The organism is Bacillus sp. T-10(2022), from assembly GCF_056502895.1.
The window spans coordinates 2,245,541-2,264,736 of the sequence record NZ_CP113518.1 but is presented as its reverse complement, the minus strand read 5'-3'; the positions used below and the strand labels follow the sequence as shown (position 1 = coordinate 2,264,736).

Here is a 19,196-nt window from a genome sequence, read left to right as displayed (position 1 = left end):
CAACTATATATGGGCTTTTTTTCAATTTCTACATATCTTTTTGATATATTTTGTAAAAAAATTTTTCGCTTTGAAAAAATACTTTTACAAACTTTGAGGATTGCCAAAAACATCTGAAAAACGAAAAAAAAGAAGAATTAAAATAATTCTTCCTTTTTTTGCTTAATTTCTTCAGATGACTTATTCATTTGTTCATGATACTTATTTATCTTGTAAAATAGCCGCTGTCTTGAAATTCCCAGCTCTCTGGCTGCTGCGGAAATTTGCCCATCGTTCTCTTCAACCGCAGACAATATAAATTGCCGTTCAATGTCTTCCATTTGTTCTGGAAGCGTTCTCTTTTTATTAAAAGAAACGATTGAAGGAAACTCTGCATTCATTTCACTAGATCCCCTAATTTCAGAAGGGAAATCTTGTAACGACAAGTCTTCCTCCTTACATAAAACTGCTGCTCGCTCAACGGCATTTTGAAGCTCCCGAACATTTCCTGGCCATTCATATGCTTTCAATATATTCATAAGCTGAGGTGACACTCGAAAATTTTTCTTCATTTTTTTACGGTGCTTCTCCAAAAATTCCCCAACCAGAAGGGGAACATCTTCTTTTCTTTCTCTAAGTGCCGGAATATGCATATCTATAATATTCAAGCGATAATACAAATCTTCACGGAAATTCCCCTCTTGTACCATTTGTTTCAAATTACGATTTGTTGCAGAAATAATTCGAACGTCTACTTGTTTTAATTGATTGCTACCAAGACGCATGAAGGATTTCTCCTGCACGACTTGAAGAAGCTTAGCTTGAAGCGTAAGTGGCACTTCGCCAATTTCATCCAAGAAGATAGTACCATTTTGTGCTGCTTCAAATTTCCCTGCACGACTTGCTGTGGCACCGGTAAATGCACCCTTTTCATAACCGAAAATCTCGCTTTCCAGCAAATTTTCAGGGATAGCAGCGCAGTTTACAGCAATGAATTGACCGTTATTGCGATCACTTAAGGAATGAATCATCTTGGCGATCATACTTTTACCTGTTCCGCTTTCCCCATGAAGAAGAACCGTTGCATCAGTGGCGGAGACACGTTCAATTAATTCGTAAATCTGCTTCATTTGCTTGCTTATACTAATAAAGCCCTCTATAGATTCAAGTTTGTTTAACTGACTTTTCAGTTGGATATTCTCTTGTTTTACTTCAAGTAGTGTATAAGCTCTGTTAATAACAAGTTCTATTTCCTCTAGTTTCGCTGGTTTTTCTAAATAATCAAATGCACCTGCCCTTATAGCGGATACAGCGCTTTCTATATCGCCATAAGCCGTCATGATGACAAATACCTTTTGAGGATAGAGTGCCATGAATTCCTCTAAAAGTTCCAAACCATTTGCATCTGGAAGATTTAAATCGAGGAAAACAAGGTTGGGGCCGTCTTCTTTCATTCTTCTTCGTGCTTCTTGTCCATTGGCAGCAAGAATTACTTCATATCCCTTCTTGCGAAATGACAATGATAGAACACGCAAAAGTCTAATTTCATCATCCACAAACAGAATGCTCTTCATATTCATTCTCCTCATGTTTTAGTATTTCAATATGTATTGTGGTTCCTTGAGAGAATACGCTTTCCGCCCATATCTTCCCACCATGTTGAACTATAATTTCGTGAGCAATAGATAAACCTAAACCTGTTCCCTCTGGTTTCGTGGAATAAAACGGATTGAAGACCCAGTTTAATTTTTCTTTCCTAATGCCTTCTCCGGTATCCGAAATGGAAAGCTGCCAATATGCCCCTTTCTCTTTAAGCGCAACATGAATATTACCCTCATCTTTTATCGCTTGAATACTATTCAAAAATATATTTAAAAGCAATTGTGTCAATTTATGCCGGTCCCCCAAAACGGGAGCTTTACTAAAATTGTATTCGGTTGTGACCATAAGGTTTGCATCATTAAATTTTCTTCGTAATAAATTTAGCAATTCATCAGTAATCATAACCAAATCTATCAGATCATGATTATTATATTCATCATCTTTTGTTAGCTTCAGAAAATCAGTTAACAGTTTGTTCATGCGATCAGATGCTGTTAAAATATCTCCTGTCAATTCATCAATCACTTCTTTTTCTTTAAATTCATCTTCTATTTGTAGGCGAATTGTTTCAGCAGCAACCTGAATAATACTTAAAGGATTTTTTATTTCATGGGCAATCCCAGCAGTGAGCTCACCAAGTGATGCTAGCCGTTCACTTTGTTTTAAGTATTCTTCAAGCTTCTTCACTTCACTCACATCACGAATGACAAGTATGGCGCCGATGTACTCATCTTGTTCTCCTTTAAGAAGAGATGCATAGATACGGACATCATGAAACCCCTTTTCTTTATCAATAATATAGCTTTCGACTTCTTCAAAAGACTTCCCTGCATTAAACGTTTTTAAAAGAACGAACTCTTGTATATCATGCTTTATCGGCAAATTAAAAATAAGCTGATTTAATACTTCTTCCCGGCTAAAAAGCATTAAATCTTCTGCTCCTTTATTAAAGGTCATAATCCTACCATCCTTGTCCGTAGTAATAACACAATATGGAATGGACTCCAGGATATAAAACATACTTCTTTCTTTTTCCCTCAATTCCGTTGCCATCTCTGATAAAACAATCGATAATTCCTCAATTTCATCATTTGTTTTCACTTTAACGAATGCTTTCCGCTTACCTACTTTATATTCTTGTACCTGCTTGATGAGAGTCGTGACAGGAAGAATCACTCTTGATGCACTGAACATAGCAAGGCCTATTGAGATAATGAAAACGATGGAAAAACCTTGTAAAAGTAATCTTTGGACCACTTTTGCAGGCTTTAGTGCTTGTTTAATCGGTTCTCCCACAATCAAACTAATATCACCCAAGAGAATGGGCCGATACGCAATGGCCATTTCTTTGTTAAAAATCTCGCCATTCCAAACATCAAAATCTTCTTTTTGAAGATGAATCCCAACCTCATGATTCCGAATGGATTTGCCAATATAACTTTGGTCGGTATGTGCAATAATTGTTCCATTGCGGTCAATTATTGCATTCACTCCCTCTTTCCCGATTGCAAATTTTTGAAGGTGTTCTGATAAAGCGTTTAAATTTAAATAAGCGACTACACTCCCTCTAAATTCTCCCTTTTCATTAATGGAGGGATAGGCAATCGCAATGGTCTTGCGGCCGTCAGGCAGTTCCATCATATTTGAAATATAGCTTGTCTGACTCCAGGTGAGCCTTTTTAAAATAGAACCATTTTCTATAGAATCAGAAAATGGAACATTCGGAATACGTAGGTTCAACTGATCCTCTTTATATACTTCTATGAACAGATAAAGTGGATCCTGTGCCAAGATCGTCTCTATTTCTACATGAAAAGCATTCTCTGCTTTGTTATCAATATTTGTAACAATGGGCGATATCTGTCGCATATCGGAAATCGAATTTTTGAAGATATTCTCTGTTTGGTTGCCAAGGGTTTTGGCTATAAGTTCATCTCGATATTCCATTTGTGACCGTACAGATCCATTCATTACATGTACGGCAATCAAATAAAGGGAGGCCAGTACAAACAAAATGACAACTAAAACAATAGTTACATAACGCTTCATAAGCCGTGATTGAAATACTTTCATTTACAAAACCTCGATATGTGAGAAATGAAAAAAGCACTTTATACATTGTTATTAAAGTACTTTTTATGTGTGCTTCTTAACACCCTCACTTTTAATTGTTACCTATTATTAAAGTTTACCAACGATTCGAAGCGCTTACATTTGTAACTTCTTTACGAGTTCCCGATAAAAAATCGGCCTTCTTGATAGTAATAGCTTATGTTGATCAAACCACCAATTTTGTTCCATTTTAGAATTAGCCACTATCAATACCTCTTCACTGTCAGAAGAGGCAACTACGGGCATGTCACTTCCATAAATCGGATCAGGTGTATAAAGGGCACTCCCACCTTTACAATCGATATCTGAACCTATAAAATTCGCAATGAGAGTTTTTGTTTGCGAAAATCTTGCCGTGGCGTCCCATGTCGTCATCGAATTTATCGGAAACTTATTTTCCATTATTTTTACAGGAAGCGCCAGTGTTGCACCAAATTCACCATGCCAGCATGAGGGGATGGCAATAAAATCGGCACGTTTTACGGCAATAATGCCAGCTACCTCAGGATATGCAGCATCACTACCGACTATAAGGCCCACACGACCTATATCCGTTACATTTGCTACTACCATTTCCCAACCGGCAGAGGCCCAGCGTTCGTCTGATTCTGACAAATGAATTTTACGGGCTTTGGTAACCATATCTTCCTCTGGCGTCAGAAGAACCACTGTATTATAAAGGAGATTCTCTTCTTCCTCTATCATACCAAAAATGATATTAATTTGATATTCAGTTGAAATCATTCTCATTTCTCTAATGGTTTCTCCATATATGGGTTCAGCAAGTTTGCGGATTTCCTCAGGGCTAAGTGAATTAACGGGACCTGTTAAGGAAAGTTCCGGGCAAATAACTAGTGATAACAAGCTCTTTTGTTTTTTTGCCTTGAAGCTAGCATCCGCCAAGAGCTTTTTTATTTTCTTAAGATTTTCTTTTTTATCTCCTATTACCGGTTCATACTGCAATAAAGCAGAAGAAGTCTTTTTTTCAAAAGTCCCGGTATCCATTTGCTCTGATGGTGATTTTTTATACTCCCAAGGTCCGACATGCAACATTAAATCAGAATATAGGTCTGGCTTTCGTTTTTCCATTCTTTTTTTTGCGGGATTTTCATATAAAGCAGGGTCAATATCTGCATATAAAATGACTGTCTCATCTCTCGTGTGACTTTTTTCTACGTATGGGGTTTCAGCAAGTTTCCTACCTAAAGGTGACCAAATGGCACTTGCACCGATCATATGGTAATCGGTTTCTGTATTGGAACGATTCGCACCAATGACGTACAGACCGTTCATTTCAGCCCATGCCTGCAGCATCGAAAGCGATCCACCTGTTGAATTCGTCGGAAAGCAAAGAATATCCGCTCCCTTCACAGCAACGATCCGGGCCGATTCAAAATAGCTTGAATCCATACAAATAATGACTGCAATCCTCCCAATAGACGTCTCGTATACCGGAATGCCCATGTCCCCCCAATGTGCCCAGCTATCTTCTGTTGCCCATTGATGCACTTTCCTGTATTTTCCGATATATCCCATAGGACCAACAAGCGCAGCCGAATTATAGCAAAGTCCGTCTTCTTCATCTACCTCCGCCATCCCTATGATAATATGTGTATCGTAAAATTTTGTGATTTCTTCAAAACGTTTAGTGGTTTTCCCCGGGATCGTATCTGCAAATGGAAGTATAGACTGACGATTCTCGTAATGATAGCCTGTTGTAGCCATTTCCGGTGTGACAATTAATTTAGCTCCATTCTTCGCTGCTTCTGTTACCGCCTCAAGCAAATGATCAATATTGTTGTCCAATTGATTTAATAGTGGATTAAACTCAATAATGGCTGCTTTGAAAGGATGCTTATTATCCATAAAGTTGCTCCTTTTGATTCAAAATATGAAAAGACAGATGACAAAATAATTTGCCACCTGTCACGCGATTATCTATTTTACCCTTGCATTTGGATGACTTTAATATTTTCTTCCTTTTTTATTAGAATTTCACCAAAGAAAGCTTTAAGCGTTTCAATTAAATCTTGGAAAACTTCATGCTCATGATACATGAAATCATTATGCTTACCATTTATTATATAAAGTTTTTTCGGTTCATTTGCTGCTTCGTACAGTTCATTTGCCTCATCAAGCGGATGTAATAAGTTTTCTTTTCCATGGGCAATGAAAAGCGGCACCGTTACATTTTTCACTTCTAATTCTGCGTTCATGCTAATTATTGAGTCTGTAAACTGCAATACTGTCTGCTTACCAAATGGGGACAGAACGGCCAGTTCCTTTTCAACATAATCCGCTGTGGCCGGATCAAGCGGATAATGAATAAACGTACTTGCAAGTTGGGACTTCCCAGTTAATACCCGTTGTTCTCGATCTTTTTCAACCGTTTTCAAGATTTCATTCCATTCAACGTAGGAATGAATAGAGCGTAACCATCTTTGACCATTATAAAAACCATTTAGTGCTGCAACTGCCTTAACCCGTTTGTCTCTTGCGGCCACACGGACCACATTCGAACCGCCCATACCCCAACCTATTAATCCTATTCTATCTGAATCTACTTCTTCCTGGAGGGAGAGGAATGTTATCGCATTTTGAATATCTTCTACCTGCTCATCCAAAATAACGCGACCTTCTTCACCTTCACTTTTTGCGAAGCTCCGATAATCAAATCCAAAGCAGACATAACCTGCCGCTGTTAAATTTTTCGCAAATAACTTTGGATAAAATTCATTAAACCCTTGATATCCAGAATTCGGAATAATAGCCGGTCTTTTTTCTCCTTTTTTATAATCGTCTGGAAGATACACTGTGCCATCTAATTTGTAACCTTCACTATAAAATTGAATTTGACGCTCTATCATTTCCCTACCTCCAATAATGTTTTAATAGCTTTCATTATTAGTTATTGCAAGCAGCGTGCCAGTTTAATATTTAACCATTAGAATTAGAAAAATGGAGAAAATAAAAGGGAAATCTCAAAATTGTCATAGTAAGGATCTATTAAAACAGAAAATGTGTTAAATTTTTTTTACATGGAAAGTTATTTTTATGACAAATAGAGTTATGAGCTGTCTATTGAATCTAACATGCATACAAATACTCTTATTAGCTTCAATTGCTTATTAAATTTAACATCAACAACCATCCTAGTTTTTTCATATTTATAAGCAAGTTATAACAATTAAAAATAAAAAGCCACCATATACGGCAGCTTTCACTTATTACTTCAGTTATTCGATTATTTCAGCACCATAAGAGCTGTCGATTATACAGCGCCATATACCCGTGGAATCCTTTTTAAATACATATGTCGCGGTTCTTTCCATAGAGAATTCCAACATCAGATTCTATTGCTAATTGCTCCCCTGTTAATTCAAGAGAAACAGATTTACTGAACGTATCATCTTCAAAGAGATTAATTTCCTCTTTAGCATTTATCTCAGCATACTCATATTTTTTTGATCCTGTCACGGTATAAATGCCTGGGGGCAAGCTTTGTATCGTTGTTTTAAGATTTCCTTCCTTTGTCATAGGTAATTAATTGTTCTAGATTTTTTTAGTATGTTTCATTTCCTTGTTAACTTTTCCTAGTTTTTCAAGCGTATCTATATCCCCTTGATTTACCGCAACTTCAAATTGATTTACTATTTCCTCACCACTTGGCCGAGTAAAATACATATAAAATGTTGCCACAATCCCTATTAAAAATAATCCTAATAGAATTAATATTAATGGCTTCAATTGTTTTGAATCCATATCTCCCTTAGGTGTTCTTCTACCCACTGAATGTAAAGCGTCTTCAACAGCTCATGATTAATCTCAAAGCTAATCATTTGCTCTCCCCCTATCTATTTTGATTACAACCGAAACTTCCAAACAAAAAGGCCTTCTCACCAAAATTCCGGGCCGACTTTTTCTAAAAAATATCGCACCCTGCCTAGTTCTGGATAATTCCGTAGTATGGCGTGATGCTTCTGATTTCGGTCAATATTATTATATAGATTAGAACCGATTTCCATATCCCCCCTCCTAGTTATGACTATTGAGGTTATGACCCTGAATTTCTTTATAATCCGCAAGTACATAATTTCTAGTGGGCAAAGCCAACATATAGGGAAAGAAATTGAAATGGTCGAGGAGGGAATAATTTGAAAGCATCTGATTTGTTTGTAAGATGTTTAGAGAATGAAGGGGTTCAGTATATTTTTGGGATACCTGGTGAAGAAAATACGGATCTTATTGATTCTCTAATAAACTCTGATATTGAATTTATCTTGGTTCATCATGAACAAGCTGCAGCTTTTATGGCAGATATATATGGCCGGCTAACTGGAAATCCTGGCGTCTGCTTGGGCACATTGGGACCGGGTGCAACTAATTTATTGACAGGAATAGGAAATGCTTATCTGGATTATTCCCCTGTTGTCGCGATTACAGGACAGGCGGGCCTTGATCGAATTCATAAGGAGTCGCATCAATATGTGGACATTATTGGGGTTTTTGAGGAAGTAACGAAATGGAATCAACAAATTAAGGTGCCGCATACGATTCCGGAAATTATCCGTAAAGCATTTAAGACTGCAGTCATAGAAAAGCCGGGAGCTGTTCATATAGAACTCCCTGAAGATGTGGCGATGATGGATACAGAAGGTGAACCACTAAGGGTTACACCAATGCCAAGATCCCGCCCTGCCGAGGAAGAAATCAAAAAAGCTGTCGAATTAATCAGTCGCGCTAAAAAGCCGATTATTCTAGCTGGTAATGGCGTAGTTCGCGATGAAGCTGCTGAGTCCTTACTGAAATTTGCAGAAGAAAAGCAAATTCCCGTTGTGAATTCGTTCATGGCCAAAGGAGTTTTACCTTCTGACCATCCATTGACCCTTTTTACAGTAGGGATGCAAGCAAGGGATTATGTTCTATGCGGGTTTGATTTGGCCGATCTTATTATCACTGTCGGCTATGATTTCGTCGAGTATTTGCCAAAATATTGGAACGATGAGGCGAGAAATCCGATTATTCATATTGATGCCCGACCGGCTGAGATTGATGCCTATTACCCCGTTCAAGCTGAATTGGTCGGTAACGTCACAGAGGCACTTGAAGCCTTGACTACTGGTGTAGAAGAAAAGGAACTTTGGCCAGAAGTTAAAAGGTTAAGGTCTCAGATTGTTGAAAAGCTTCATTCTTCGGATGAAGTATCAGGAAGCCCAATCATCCCTCAGCGAATTATTGCCGATATAAAAAAGGCGGAAAAAGGGAATGCCATTGTCATTTCGGATGTGGGCGCCCATAAATTATGGATTGCCAGGATGTATCAGCCGGAAAAGCCTAATCACACTATCATTTCTAATGGCTTTGCATCAATGGGTATTGCGGTTCCCGGTGCCATTGCGGCCAAATTGGCAAAACCTGATAAACCTGTCATTGCGGTTACAGGGGATGGTGGATTTCTGATGAATGGGGTTGAATTGGCAACTGCCAAACGTCTGGGTCTTGCTTTCGTTATTGTCATTTTCCATGATTCAAAATTTGGCCTTATTGAGTGGAAGCAATTGAATAAATTTGATCGTACGAATGCGATTGAATTTACAGACCCAGACTTTTTAGGATTCGCAAAAAGTTTTGGGGTTAAAGGAGTGAAAGTAACCCATTCCGATGAATTGCTTCCTGCATTAGAAGAAGCAATTTCGAGTCGGGAAATTGTCTTGATTGATGTGGATGTCGATTATTCGGAAAATGTAAAGCTATCGAAAACACTAGGTGATTATATTTGTAAATTATAAAGAGCATGTATTATTGGAGGAATGTCAAATGAAGAAAAAGTGGCAATTGTGGATCGGTGGCAAATGGCGGGAGGCTAAATCGTATGAGCCTTTATTTAATCCCCATTCAAATGAAGAAATTGCACAAATCGGCCAGGCTGAACCAGCGGATGCCATCGAAGCGATTGTTGAGGCAAATGCCGCTTTTCAGAAATACCGATCCTACCCGGCTCATGCACGAGCAGAAATTTTATTTAAAGCTGCAGCAATCATGGAAGAACGCAGTGAAGAACTTGCGAAAATCATTTCTCTAGAGGCGGCGAAAACGATTCGAAATGCTCGTGAAGAAATGAATCGTACGGTTCAGACCTATCGTTTTGCAGCAGAAGCTTCCAAGAACAATTATGGAGAGCAAATCCCGATGGATGCGGCAGTTGGCGGGGTAAACCGTTTTGGCTTCACGGTTCGCACCCCGATTGGTGTCGTTACTGCGATTACCCCATTTAACTTTCCCTTTAATCTGGTCGCACATAAAGTTGGGCCAGCTATTGCGGCTGGAAACTCGATTGTGTTAAAACCTGCCGAACAAACCCCGTTGAGTTCACTGGTTCTTGCCGATATTTTTAAACAAGCAGGGTTGCCAGATGGAGTATTGAACATCATACCGGGTAAAGGGGATGTTTTGAGTGAGGCATTGACGACCCATCCACACGTAAAAAAAGTGACTTTTACAGGCAGTGTAGAGGTCGGACACCTTATCCAGCAGCAGGCAGGCTTCCGTAAGCTTACCCTTGAACTCGGATCCAATTCGCCATTCATCATTGATGAAGGAGTCGACATCGATAAAATCATTCAAAGAAGTGTGATGGGTTCATTTACGAATAATGGCCAGGTGTGTATCTCGATTCAACGAATTTATGTCCACAAATCACTATACCAACAATTTTTAGATCGATTCGTAAGTACGACAAAGCAGCTTGTCATCGGTTCCCCACTGGACGAAAATACAAATATTACTGCGGTTATTTCAAAAAAATCATTGGAACGGCTTCAAAGTTGGATTGACGAGGCAGTACAGGAAGGAGCAAAAATTGAGTGCGGCGGTACAGTGGAAGGCAATGTACTTTTGCCCACCGTCTTAACCAATGTAAATCGTGACTCAAAGGTATTTCGTTTCGAAGTATTTGGTCCAATTGTCTGCATTTTCCCATTCGATTCGCTGGATGATGCCATCAATGATGCAAATGATTCGCGCTACGGATTGAACTCAGGAGTGATGACTCCGAGTATAGAACGAGCTTTTTATGCGGCGGAACGCTTGGAAACAGGTGGAGTCGTAATCAATGATATCCCAACTTACCGGATTGATAATATGCCTTATGGTGGTTGGAAGGACAGCGGAGTTGGCCGAGAAGGCGTCAAATATGCGATGCATGAAATGATGGAGCAGAAGTTTATCAGCTTTAAAATAAGCGACAATTGAAGAATATTAACGGTTAGTAAATGAGACGGCGATTTCTTAAAGATTTCGTCTTCTTGTTTTGTCGTAAATTAATGTTTTTATTGTAGTCTTTGTTCTTATTATTAATGGGCACAATCATTTCATCATCACTTATATACATAGGCGATTTTTTAATAACTAAAAACGCTATTTTTGTTTTCTCTTACAAAATGCCTCTTAGTTACATACAGATGTAATCTAGTTGGAAAAATAAAAAGCCACCATATACGGCAGCTTTCACTTATTACTTCAATTCTTCGATTATTTCAGCACCATAAGAGTTGTCGATTATGCAGCGCCATATACCCGTGGAATCCTTTTTAAATACATATGTCGCGGTTCTTTCCATAGAGAATTCGGAATCTTCCTTTTGATTGGCACTTAGCTGGGCTTTTGCCACAACCAATGCCGTATCTCCCGTTTCGATTATTGCCATCTTATCTTGATTGACGATTAAACTATGTTTAAAGTATTCAGCGATAGCAATGAATGCCCGACGAATTTCCGCTTTCCCTTTTGCAAAAGTTCCAGGTTTGACAACTAAAGTTGCATCCTCTGAATAGAACTCCATTAAATGATCGAAATCCTCATTATTTATTGCCCTGTCCGCATTTTTTATGATTTGTTCCAGCTCATGATTCTGCATATTCACCTTCCTATTCAACTTCTCTTAATTGGACCGCTCCAATTGATGTTCGACTGCCCTGATGGGATATCCTGCTAATTAAGAGAAAAGAATCATTTTTAATCTTCAGCTAAAATACCCGTAAAGAAATCAATATGTCAGTTGCTGTTTCCATTGTTCTAATGAGGCAAGCAAGTTAGGCATTCCTTCCTGACCGAAATATTCCAGAGAAACAAAGCCTGTATAATTCCGCTTTCTCAATTCTTCGAGTAAGCGAATATTGTCAACATCCCCACTAAAAATGGGTGCTGGTTTGTTTTTATATCGCTCTTTATGATTGTAGTGATAATTTTTTAAATGTACATGGCTGACATGGGGGAAGATGGATTCCAATACCTCCTTCGGATTCAATTGATCAACGTATAAGTTAGCACCATCGAAAATCAGTTTTATCCGTGGATGGTCAATATCTTCTAAAAGCTTTTGAATGGCTTCAAGGTTATCAGCAAAAGAGTCATAGTGAATTTCTATTGCTACATCCACTCTATATAGATCGGCCATTTGTCCTAATTTATTCAATTCGGTTGCCGTTTCCGACCATTGCTCTGGTGAGGCATTCCTTGATGCTATATGTCCTGCGAAAGTCCGTATTAATGGGCAGTTTAATTGATGAGCCATATCTAACAATTTTCTTGCTTGATTGATTTCGTTTTGATGTTCTTTTTGGTTCCAGAGTTTTGAAAAAGTCGTATATCCACTAATGGATGGTATTTGTAAATCATTGTTTTCAAGTAATTTGGCTAACTTGTCCAATGGTCCATGCTTCTCCTGAAATCGTTCTATATGTTTATTCCATAATTCAAGTCCTTTAACATCCGCTTGCAACGGTAGCAGCCAATTTATTATTTCCTCTATGTCCCATTCTTTAAATCCTGTAGTGCATAAACTCAGTTTCAATGTAATTCCGCCTTTCTCCTTTTATTTTTTCATTGTGATTTCTATACGCTGTACTTTTCCGAGAAGGAAGATATAAGCAAAAGCGCCAATTAGGGCCACTACGGATATAAAGGTTAACGCTGCTGCATAAGAATGTGTCGCACTAATGATTAAACCTACGATTAACGGAGATAATGCCCCGCCAATGTTTGCTACAAAATATAGTGAGGAACCCGTTAGGCCTACCATTCCTTTCGGGGCAATATCAGCTAAAAGGGCTCCGGTAACTGTTGATGCCATCCCCTGTCCAAAGAACGCTATCGCCATAAAGGTGATGACTATGTTTGGTGAATCCGTATAATTCCCCCCGAGAATCAAACAAGACAGTAACAATCCGACAATGATGGGAAGTTTACGTGCCAATCCTGTTGATACCCCGCGTGTCAGCATCCAATCGGAACATCGGCCGCCAATTAGAGTTCCTAATATGGCTACAATGTAAGGAATACTCGCATAAATTCCGGTTTTCAACATCGTCATTCCCTTTTCATCAATCAAATAGGATGGAAACCAAGTCATAAAGAAAAACAAAGTAGTTTGAATGGAAAATTGCCCGATGAACATTCCCCAAATTTGACGGTGTTTAAGCAGTTGGCCTAATCGGCTCCAGGAGAAAGGATGCTTCTCTTCAGTTCCGATCATCCCTCCGCCTTCTTTGATATAATTTAGCTCTTCCTGAGAAATCCGCATATGTTCCCTAGGGTTCCGATAGAATCCATACCAAACAAATCCAATAAGAATCCCTATAATTCCGGCGATATAAAAAAGGTAATTCCATCCAAAGGTTATGATGATCCATGTAAAAACTGGAGTCAGGAAGGCTAACCCAATATATTGGGTACCCGTATAAATCCCAACAGCAGTAGCACGTTCTTTTTTAGGAAACCACTCGGATACACACCAGGCATTAGTAGGTATGGAGGGAGATTCAAAGGCACCCAGTCCTATGCGATATGTAATAAGTGACGATATATTTTTCGCGGTTCCTACCATGAATGTAAATACAGACCATAAAATGAGCGAAACCGTGTATACCTTTCTAGGACCGAATCTATCAAGAAAGTAGCCGCTGAATAGCATGGAGAAGGTATAGCTCCAGCCAAATACGGAAAATATGATTCCCATCATAGCCGGATCAATTTGTAAATCGGCTTGAATATTCGGAGCCGCAAGCGAAATGATGGCACGGTCGATGTAATTAATACACGTGACCAAAGCAATTAGAAATAAGATGAACCATCGAACAGTTTTCTGTTTTCTTTTTTTTGATCTGTCAGTTACCGGTTCCGATGTGCGATCTTCTATTATTGCCTTTAATTCTGAGCTCAATATATTTCCCCCTTAACCTAATGCCCAATATTAGTACATCGTTCTACTAAATTCATGAATGCTACTATGTTTCCTTCCATTACTTATAACCTTAGTTTATTATTTTCAAAAGCCCCTAGAAACATTGAATTGCAGATCCCCTTGTTGCAAAATTAAACAACCAAGGGGATTGTATTCCGAATTGTGAATCATTTCTTTAAATAGTTACAGTCTTCTCTGATTCTACCTCTTCATGGTCCTCCTTGACTACCCTGTCAAAAGATCCATGTTTTTCTTGGACCAGAATATAACCGACCGCTGCGATGATACTTGGCAGGGCAAATGTAGCAAAAGCCACCTTCGGATCCATGCCTGTTGACAGAAGAAAGGCAATTAAAGTAGGAGCGAGAATTGAGCCAATCCTGCCGATAGCTTGCGAATAGCCCATACCCGTCGTACGGATTTCACGGGGGTAATATTCTGTGATATACGGATTGGCTAAGTTCATGGCACCAACAGTACAGGCACCCCCCATAAAAATCAGTAAGTATACTCCGATGGTATTAGTCGTAGCGCTCAATGCGACAAATGTAACGGCCCCTAATAAGAATAGTGTAACAAGAATTTTACGATGACCCATTTTTCCAGCATAATAACCGCCTACTAAGGAACCTCCAATTTGACCAAGGCATAAAACCAGGTTAAATGAAAGGCTTGAGGTGATACTGAATCCGGAATCCTGCATCATTTTTGGAAGCCATGTATTTAATCCGTAAGCCATCATCAATGTACAGAACACAGCAACCCATATGGAAACCGTACTGAATGCCCGTTTGTTCGTGAATAGTTTTTTTACTGGAGATCCTTTCCCCCTATGTTCAGCTTCACTAAGTCTGAAATCGTCTGTTTCTTTAAAATTCCCTTCTGGTTTGACTTTATTGAGGATTTCAACAACCTTACCAATTTCCTTCTTTGCTAAATAGTAGGAAAGGGATTCAGGAAACTGCTTCATGAATATTGGAAGTGTAAGTAATGGCAGAATTCCAATAAAGTATAATACACGCCAATCCGTATAAGGAATGATATACATTCCCACTAATGATGCCATGATTCCACCGATTGAATAGCCACAATACATCGCAGCTACAATGATGGCCCGATTTTGTTTTGGGGAATATTCAGTCATTAGCGATATTACATTCGGCATCAATGCTCCCATGCCAATTGCCGCAATGAAACGCATGACAGTGAACCATGTGAGGTTAGGTGCAATCCCTGCCCCCAAGGTAAATACGCTGAACAAAATCATACAAATGACGAGAACATTCTTCCGGCCATATTTATCTGCGATCGGTGCTAAAATCAGGGCGCCAATCATCATGCCGAATAAGGAATAACTGCCGACTGCCCCTGCCTGAATGGAAGTTAAATCCCACTCTTCCATCATCCAAGGCAAACCCACACCATACATCGCTATTTCATACCCGTCGAAAGCGATGGCATAAAAACACCAAAGAAAAACAAGTAAATGAAAGCGGTTAAATTTACTGACAGCAATGATATCCGAAGCAACTACACTACGCATTTTCCGCCTCCCATCATAAAAATATCGGTTCGAATGTATTTTCCGAGTTCCAAAATAAGAACTCGGAAAATACTCAAAAAAATCAGATAATAACTTTTGAAATTGCCCATTAACAAACAATGCATATTCCTATCGATGATTAGTTTTTCACGACAGCATTATTGAAAACAGGTTTATCTTGTAATCTAAGTTCAAAATCTAAATGAGCCGTATAATAATCATTTTTCAATCCTTTTTCTGCACCGGAATGTTTTTCTAATTTTGTAATTAAGCTTCCGCGAACACCTTGTGCAACATCATTTTCTAAATATTCATCGCCTTCAAAATATATTTGCGTTACTAATCTATCGCCATTTTCCGGTTGGAATAATAGGTGCAAATGTGCTGGACGAAAAGCATGATGATCAATCCACTTTAAGAATTGACCAGAAGGTCCATCTGTAGGAATTGAATAATTACCAGGTACAACTGTTTTTATTTCAAAATTACCATTCGCATCCGTATAAAAAGCGCCACGTAAATTATCATCTGGGATTCCTTCAGCGAAGTATGAGTATTCACCATTTGTATCAGCCTGCCACATATCGATTTTGGTATTGGATAACGGATTTCCATTAACATCTTTAACAGATCCTGAAAAGTAAAGGACGTCACCTTGTTCATTTTCACGTTGTGGCAACACTCCGGGATTTTGAACGACTGGCGTATTTTCAATATAATAAGGTCCTAGAATAGTAGGTTCAGTTCCTTTTACACTTTTATACATTTCTTGAAGGGCATGAGTTTCAAAGAAAACATCCATAAATAACGGAATTTCCCCTGCCCTGCCTAATTGATCCATCCAATCAACAAGAGCTTGATAGTCATTATGATCAATTTCGTATTCACTAACTAATTCCTTGAATTTAACTACCAATCCATTATAAACGTCGATTACTTTTTGATTTTTCATAATATTTCCTCCATTTTTTAAGTTTTTTATATTTGTTGATTTTCAATGATGGTACTGATTCCTAATCCACCTGCTATACATAGTGTGACTAGCCCATATCTTTTTCCGGTTCTTTCTAACTCATGTATCAATTTGGTTGCTAAAATTGCACCAGTGGCACCTATTGGATGTCCCATGGCAATGGCACCGCCATTAGGATTCACCTTATTCATATCAAGCTTCAATTCTTTGATTACTGCCAAAGCTTGTGCAGAAAAGGCTTCGTTCAGTTCTATTAAATCAATATCATTCAGTTTCAGCCCTGATATTTGAAGCGCTTTCAAGGTGGAGTTGACAGGCCCCAGCCCCATGTAATTCGGTGATACGCCTGCTGCCGCTTGAGCAATCACTCTTGCTTTTGGCTTTTTACCACGCCTTTTTGCTGCTTCTTCCGACATTAGTATCAGAGCGGCTGCACCGTCATTCCTTCCACTACTATTTCCAGCGGTTACCGTTCCATTTTTCTTGAAAACCGGTTTTAAATTAGCCAACTTTTCCAGACTGGTATCTCTTGGGTGCTCATCCACATTAAATTCCATTAACCCTTTTTTCGTTTTAATTTGATAGGGAACGATCTCATTCGAAAATATTTCAGTAGAAATTGCCCGTTTTGCACTTTCTTGGCTCCTTAAAGCAAATTCATCTTGTTCAGTTCTTGAAATGGAATATTTTTCAGCCAGATTTTCTGCAGTCATTCCCATCGTCAACATTCCGTAATCTTCAACGGGCTGTGAACCTGGCTGGCTTTCCGTATTCGGGTCCAATAACTGTCCATTGCCTGATTTCAACCCAAAACGGATATTTCTCATATAGTATGGGGCCGTGCTCATTGATTCCGCTCCGCCTGCAATGATTACATCTCCAAACCCGCATTGTATTTGTTGACTGGCAGAATTGATCGCCTGGATGCCGGATCCGCATTGTCTGTGTACGGTATAACCTGGTACTTCAACAGGAAATCCTGCCCGGAGCAATGCAACTCTTGCCAAATTTGACGCATCTGAACTTTGTTTGGCTTGTCCCATAATCACTTCATCAATACTCTCTTTAGGAATATCCGCTCTCTTGATAACTTCATCAAGGACAGCAGCTGCCAGGAAATCGGCAGGAACATTTTCCAATGCTCCCCCTAATTTCCCAATAGCCGTGCGAACCGAGTCTATAATAACTACATTGCTCAATTTTCTACCTCCTGCTATTTTTATTTCTTTCTTCTAAACTATCCTTATATCTTTGGTGAGCTATTTTCAAGGCAACAATCACCGACTGCTGCGATGGAGCTAAAAAGTCCGTTTTAATATTCTCTATTAAGGAATCAATATCTTTACTAAAATCAAAACCAACTATCATTCGCTTAAAAAAATCCTGGGCCAAAGTTGTTAAAAACGTAAATTCTGCATTAATGATAATGTGACTTTCCTTGTGAATTTCCAGTACCATCCCAGCGTATTTATAATTTTCATACATGCTCGTATTTTGCGGTGCCTTCGCATAGGCGGTAATTAATAATGTTGGCTGTCCCATATAAAACTACATCCTCTCAAGATTACTTGCATAAACCAGTGGGTGTTCCATATTCCACTTTCCAGTTTATATTAATTAAAGACCTCTTGAAAAATGTTTTACTTTTTCCATATCTATCTCCATGCCAAATCCTGGCCCATCCGGGATGATTATTTCAAAATTCTCATATTTAATTTGGTTTAGCGTAATATTTTCTTTGAAAAGTAACGGTCCAAATAATTCAGTACCGAATTCAAATTTTGGAATGGTTGAATAAAGTTGTGCACAAATGGCCGTTCCCAATGATGATTCAATCATCGTTCCGCCATACAAACCAAAGCCTACACCTTCGGCAATCGCAGCCACCTTTTTCGTTTGGGTCATCCCGCCATGTTTACATATTTTCAAGGCGAAGGAATTACCTGCCCTATGTTTAGCTATTTGGAATGAATCTTGTAATGAATTCAATGATTCATCAGCCATGATCGGGACCTTAAAACGTTCGGTCAACCTTGCCATCCCTTCATTATCCCAAGCTGGCAGCGGCTGTTCGACCATGGAAACCCCGCCTTCCTCTAAAGCTTCAATGCAATACGTAGCCGTTGTTTCATCCCATGCTTGATTAACATCAACCGTAATGCGTGCTTGATCTCCCACGGCTTCAATAATTTTCAATACATGCTCCACATTCTTATATGGATTACCTTTGCCAATTTTCAATTTAAAGATATTATGACGTTTTTGGTGTAAGGATTCTTTCGCTTCTTCGATATCTTTACTCGTATCCCCACTTGCCAAAGTCCATGCCACCGGCAATGATTTATGAATTTGTCCACCGAATAATTCATAAGCAGGGATGTTTCTCCTTCTGGCTACTAAATCCACCATGGCTGATTCAACGACAGCCTTCGCAAAATTATTTCCTCTAACATTTAGTGAAACTTCATGCATGATTTTGTCATAATGGACGGGGTTTTTACCAATGATAAGCGGGGCGATATATGTATCAATATTCACTTTGATCGCCTCAGGCGTCCCCTCACCATATGAAGCCCCGCCTATTGTCGCCACTTCCGCCCAACCTTCCGTACCCTCTTCATCCATGACACGGGCAAGAATGATCGTTTGTTCCACGATCGTATGCATGGCAAGCTGATGAGGACGAATTGTGGGTAAATCAATAATGTATACATCTACTGAACGTATTTTCATTTAATCCACCTTTT

At 38.9% G+C, this 19,196-nt stretch carries 17 protein-coding genes; 2 read left to right on the top strand and 15 right to left on the bottom strand.

All coding sequences use genetic code 11. The features are described 5' to 3' along the window. Positions 1 to 137: 137 nt before the first annotated feature. The 7 genes from OSJ91_RS11120 to OSJ91_RS11090 all read right to left on the bottom strand — a co-directional run bounded on the left by OSJ91_RS11120 (position 138) and on the right by OSJ91_RS11090 (position 7,718). On the bottom strand, positions 138 to 1,553 hold the full coding sequence (locus tag OSJ91_RS11120; protein ID WP_350302267.1) for a sigma-54-dependent transcriptional regulator: 1,416 nt from the start codon (positions 1,551 to 1,553) through the stop codon (positions 138 to 140). Further along, positions 1,528 to 3,654 (bottom strand): ATP-binding protein, encoded by a 2,127-nt coding sequence (locus OSJ91_RS11115; protein WP_485891564.1) that lies wholly within the window; start codon positions 3,652 to 3,654, stop codon positions 1,528 to 1,530. Before OSJ91_RS11115 ends, OSJ91_RS11120 begins: the two co-directional genes overlap by 26 nt. Before the next feature lie 135 nt (positions 3,655 to 3,789). Further along, positions 3,790 to 5,559, bottom strand: a complete 1,770-nt coding sequence (locus OSJ91_RS11110; protein WP_485891563.1) for a nitrilase-related carbon-nitrogen hydrolase — start codon at positions 5,557 to 5,559, stop codon at positions 3,790 to 3,792. A gap of 77 nt (positions 5,560 to 5,636) precedes the next feature. Then, entirely contained in the window at positions 5,637 to 6,560 is a 924-nt protein-coding gene (locus OSJ91_RS11105; RefSeq protein ID WP_485891562.1) for an alpha/beta hydrolase, read from the bottom strand. Between the two features lie 436 nt (positions 6,561 to 6,996). Then, on the bottom strand, positions 6,997 to 7,230 hold the full coding sequence (locus OSJ91_RS11100) for a hypothetical protein (protein ID WP_413017017.1): 234 nt from the start codon (positions 7,228 to 7,230) through the stop codon (positions 6,997 to 6,999). A gap of 15 nt (positions 7,231 to 7,245) precedes the next feature. Continuing rightward, positions 7,246 to 7,455, bottom strand: coding sequence for a hypothetical protein (locus OSJ91_RS11095; RefSeq protein WP_485891561.1), 210 nt, complete (start codon positions 7,453 to 7,455; stop codon positions 7,246 to 7,248). A 134-nt stretch (positions 7,456 to 7,589) separates the two neighbouring features. After that, positions 7,590 to 7,718, bottom strand: a complete 129-nt coding sequence (locus tag OSJ91_RS11090; protein ID WP_485891954.1) for a hypothetical protein — start codon at positions 7,716 to 7,718, stop codon at positions 7,590 to 7,592. Between the two features lie 129 nt (positions 7,719 to 7,847). On the opposite strand from OSJ91_RS11090, the gene OSJ91_RS11085 reads away from it, so the two are divergent. Next, a complete protein-coding gene (locus tag OSJ91_RS11085; RefSeq protein WP_413017015.1) occupies positions 7,848 to 9,482 on the top strand; it encodes an acetolactate synthase large subunit in 1,635 nt (544 codons plus the stop codon). 28 nt (positions 9,483 to 9,510) lie between these two features. Beyond that, positions 9,511 to 10,944 (top strand): aldehyde dehydrogenase family protein, encoded by a 1,434-nt coding sequence (locus OSJ91_RS11080; protein ID WP_485891560.1) that lies wholly within the window; start codon positions 9,511 to 9,513, stop codon positions 10,942 to 10,944. 262 nt (positions 10,945 to 11,206) lie between these two features. Here the strand turns inward: OSJ91_RS11080 and OSJ91_RS11075 are convergent, their stop codons facing one another. The 8 genes from OSJ91_RS11075 to OSJ91_RS11040 all read right to left on the bottom strand — a co-directional run bounded on the left by OSJ91_RS11075 (position 11,207) and on the right by OSJ91_RS11040 (position 19,182). Beyond that, a complete protein-coding gene (locus OSJ91_RS11075) occupies positions 11,207 to 11,608 on the bottom strand; it encodes a YybH family protein (RefSeq protein ID WP_350302259.1) in 402 nt (133 codons plus the stop codon). Between the two features lie 129 nt (positions 11,609 to 11,737). Beyond that, positions 11,738 to 12,544 carry a sugar phosphate isomerase/epimerase family protein gene (locus tag OSJ91_RS11070; protein WP_485891559.1) on the bottom strand — a complete coding sequence of 269 codons (807 nt, stop codon included), beginning with the start codon at positions 12,542 to 12,544 and terminating at the stop codon, positions 11,738 to 11,740. Positions 12,545 to 12,565: 21 nt separating this feature from the next. Next, entirely contained in the window at positions 12,566 to 13,912 is a 1,347-nt protein-coding gene (locus OSJ91_RS11065) for an MFS transporter (RefSeq protein ID WP_350302257.1), read from the bottom strand. Between the two features lie 196 nt (positions 13,913 to 14,108). Beyond that, a complete protein-coding gene (locus OSJ91_RS11060; RefSeq protein WP_413017009.1) occupies positions 14,109 to 15,476 on the bottom strand; it encodes an MFS transporter in 1,368 nt (455 codons plus the stop codon). 139 nt (positions 15,477 to 15,615) lie between these two features. Further along, positions 15,616 to 16,428, bottom strand: coding sequence for a dioxygenase family protein (locus OSJ91_RS11055; protein WP_485891558.1), 813 nt, complete (start codon positions 16,426 to 16,428; stop codon positions 15,616 to 15,618). Between the two features lie 26 nt (positions 16,429 to 16,454). Continuing rightward, entirely contained in the window at positions 16,455 to 17,648 is a 1,194-nt protein-coding gene (locus OSJ91_RS11050; protein WP_413017005.1) for a thiolase family protein, read from the bottom strand. Between the two features lie 4 nt (positions 17,649 to 17,652). Continuing rightward, the gene (locus tag OSJ91_RS11045) at positions 17,653 to 17,991 is read right to left on the bottom strand and encodes a DUF3870 domain-containing protein (RefSeq protein WP_048687694.1); all 339 of its coding nucleotides are present in this window, start codon (positions 17,989 to 17,991) and stop codon (positions 17,653 to 17,655) included. 75 nt (positions 17,992 to 18,066) lie between these two features. Continuing rightward, positions 18,067 to 19,182 (bottom strand): muconate cycloisomerase family protein, encoded by a 1,116-nt coding sequence (locus OSJ91_RS11040; RefSeq protein ID WP_485891557.1) that lies wholly within the window; start codon positions 19,180 to 19,182, stop codon positions 18,067 to 18,069. Positions 19,183 to 19,196 lie beyond the last annotated feature (14 nt).

Bases quoted from the DNA above. Each gene is read 5' to 3' on its own strand.
- OSJ91_RS11120 (WP_350302267.1), bottom strand. From the start codon at position 1,553: ATGAAGAGCATTCTGTTTGTGGATGATGAAATTAGACTTTTGCGTGTT.
- OSJ91_RS11115 (WP_485891564.1), bottom strand. From the start codon at position 3,654: ATGAAAGTATTTCAATCACGGCTTATGAAGCGTTATGTAACTATTGTT.
- OSJ91_RS11110 (WP_485891563.1), bottom strand. From the start codon at position 5,559: ATGGATAATAAGCATCCTTTCAAAGCAGCCATTATTGAGTTTAATCCA.
- OSJ91_RS11105 (WP_485891562.1), bottom strand. From the start codon at position 6,560: ATGATAGAGCGTCAAATTCAATTTTATAGTGAAGGTTACAAATTAGAT.
- OSJ91_RS11100 (WP_413017017.1), bottom strand. From the start codon at position 7,230: ATGACAAAGGAAGGAAATCTTAAAACAACGATACAAAGCTTGCCCCCA.
- OSJ91_RS11095 (WP_485891561.1), bottom strand. From the start codon at position 7,455: ATGGATTCAAAACAATTGAAGCCATTAATATTAATTCTATTAGGATTA.
- OSJ91_RS11090 (WP_485891954.1), bottom strand. From the start codon at position 7,718: ATGGAAATCGGTTCTAATCTATATAATAATATTGACCGAAATCAGAAG.
- OSJ91_RS11080 (WP_485891560.1), top strand. From the start codon at position 9,511: ATGAAGAAAAAGTGGCAATTGTGGATCGGTGGCAAATGGCGGGAGGCT.
- OSJ91_RS11075 (WP_350302259.1), bottom strand. From the start codon at position 11,608: ATGCAGAATCATGAGCTGGAACAAATCATAAAAAATGCGGACAGGGCA.
- OSJ91_RS11060 (WP_413017009.1), bottom strand. From the start codon at position 15,476: ATGCGTAGTGTAGTTGCTTCGGATATCATTGCTGTCAGTAAATTTAAC.
- OSJ91_RS11055 (WP_485891558.1), bottom strand. From the start codon at position 16,428: ATGAAAAATCAAAAAGTAATCGACGTTTATAATGGATTGGTAGTTAAA.
- OSJ91_RS11045 (WP_048687694.1), bottom strand. From the start codon at position 17,991: ATGGGACAGCCAACATTATTAATTACCGCCTATGCGAAGGCACCGCAA.
- OSJ91_RS11040 (WP_485891557.1), bottom strand. From the start codon at position 19,182: ATGAAAATACGTTCAGTAGATGTATACATTATTGATTTACCCACAATT.